This is a genomic window from Salinibacterium sp., from assembly GCF_031364185.1.
In the GTDB taxonomy this organism is placed as follows: domain Bacteria; phylum Actinomycetota; class Actinomycetes; order Actinomycetales; family Microbacteriaceae; genus Rhodoglobus.
Map to the genome: position 1 here is coordinate 1 of NZ_JANLVV010000371.1, position 2,424 is coordinate 2,424.

The 2,424-nt window shown below is 64.2% G+C and carries 1 protein-coding gene; it reads left to right on the forward strand.

The window, feature by feature from the left end; translation table 11 throughout:
* Positions 1 to 25: 25 nt before the first annotated feature.
* On the forward strand, positions 26 to 2,424 hold a 2,399-nt coding region (locus tag RMN95_RS16145; RefSeq protein WP_309617928.1), incomplete at its 3' end, for an isopeptide-forming domain-containing fimbrial protein.

Below are 2,424 nucleotides of genomic sequence, written 5' to 3' on the forward strand. Positions count from 1 at the left end.
AGCTTTCAACCCCACAACCGGTGCCGTGATTGTCGGAACTTTCAGTGGCACCGACACCGACACCTCGGCCGGCACGCTCGTACCATTCACCCTCGCCAAGTCTGAGCCAAGCCCCGAAACCGAGCTTCTGCGCGGCGTGCACGACCACAAAACGGTGTACAGCCTCACGATCAAAAACAACAGCGTCAACTCGACCACCGGCTTCTCCATCGTCGATTACCTTCCCGCCGGGCTCGAGTTTCTCGGTTGCACGAACGTGGACAACAGCGCTGCGGGTGTAGAAGAGTATCCGGGGTCTGGTCGCATTTCTGACACCCCACTGCCCGCAGCTGTCAACTGTGCTGCACTTGCCAGCGCCGCCACTACCGTGACCACCGACCCCGATGGCACAGGCCCCCGCCCGAACGGCGTGTATACCCGGGTGGAGTGGACCGCGCTGGGCACACTCGCACCATCCGGAACTCTGACGATCAACTACGCCGCGGCGATCCCGCTTCGCAAAAACGTGGCCTCGGCAGGCAATGCCACCGCCAACCTCGACAACAACACCGGAGCCCTCACCAGCGACGAGCAGGAACTCACCAATCTCGCGGTCGCAAGCGGGACCTATGGCGGGACCATCTACACCGACACCGCGGAGGCAACAGTGTCGGCGGAGGACGTAGCCATTCAGAAAACGGTCGACACCCCGGTCATCGCCCAGGGTGCGACGAGCAACTGGACTCTCGCCATCAGATCCTCGGAATATGCCCTCTCGACGGGCGCCATTACGGTCGTCGACACCATCCCGGACGGGTTGGATTATGTCTCCAGCTCCCTGTCGCCCGACTCGGTTATCACCAACGGCAACGGAACGCAGACCGTCACCTGGACCTACCCGGCCCTCGTTGGCGCCCCGAGCAGCGGCACCACCACTCTCACCACTCTCACCCGTTCCACGTACCGCAACGGCGGCGGAGGCGTGAGCTCCAACGACTCGTGGGACAATTCGGTGTCCCTTTCCACCACAGCCACGGTGATCACGGCACCATCGGGAGCCGCGACTGCGCTTGTGGTGACCGATGCCTCGACCGCGTCGCAGGAGGCTGGAGGCGCTCAGCTCGATAAAGAGGTCGCCGAACCCGCCGCGGTGCCTACCGACTGCGGCACCGGCGCCGGATACACCTTCAGTCAGGTCGTGACCGGGCCGTTCCACCCCGGAGACCGGGTCTGTTACAGGCTGAGCGCTCAGTACCCCGCCAATCTGGACACCCTGGGCAACTCGATCTCCGATTTCCTGCCCGCGGGAGTCAGCTTCGAGTCGTTCCAATACACGGCAGCGAGCACGGTCAATGCCTCCAGTGGTGTCGTGTTCACGGGCTCGGCAAGCGATCCGCTGCTGACCTGGGATCTGGGCGGCGTTGATGTCGGCGCTCTGTTCCAGGTCGTCGTCACCACTCGGATCACGGATCCGACAGCGGTCGCGAGCGGCGACATCATTGGAAACCTGATGAAGTTGACGTATAAGAACACGGCCGGAGCCGTCTTCCAGCTACGCGACCTCGCGGAGACGAACCTCACCGAACCCCAGTTGACGCTCGCGAAAGGCATCACCCAGCTCAACTCGACCCCGGTTCCCGGCGCGCCGGTTGACCAGCTGGCCATCCAGTCTGGCGACCGCGTCACCTACGCGATCACCGTGGCGAACTCGGGGGGTCAGGATGCGACCGGCGTCTCGACGCGGGACGTCCTGCCCTCGCAATCCGCCTGCTCTGATATCGGCGCGATCTCCAACGGGGGCGTGTGTGACGCGGCGAACCGGTGGATCGAGTGGACCAACCTCTCCATTGCCGCGGGTGGCAACACCACCGTGACGTACGACATGGTCGTGCCGGCCGGCTCGTCGCCGGGCGATGGGCTGATCAATACGGCGGGAGTGCGCCAATACGAGGGTGCGACCAACACGGGCACGCCCCAGGTGTACATTCCCTCGGGAAACGTCGATCCGACACTCGAGTCGCGGGCCAACACTGATCCGGCCATCGACAACGCGAGAGTGGACATCGCCAACGCCGCGATCGTCAAGTCGGGTGCCACCTCCGTCACAGAAGCCGGCAACTCCTCCACTCAGGCGACGATCGGTGAACTGGTGACCTACACGGTCACCGCGACCATCCCCCAGGGGTCGACGGTCTACGGCGCTTCGGCAATAACCGACGTTGTGGATGCTCGACTGAGCATCCAGGGCATCCCCACCTTCACCGTGCGAGGTGGCGCCCCCCAGAACGCGACTCTGAGTGGCAACACGATTACCGCACCCCTGCCCACGCCCTTTGCCAACCCGAGTGGTTCCGGCGACGACCTCGTCGTCCTGACGTTCACGGCGCGGGTACTGGATGCCAGCGGACCAGTGCGAACTGACGTCGTCCCCAACCGGGCGACTTT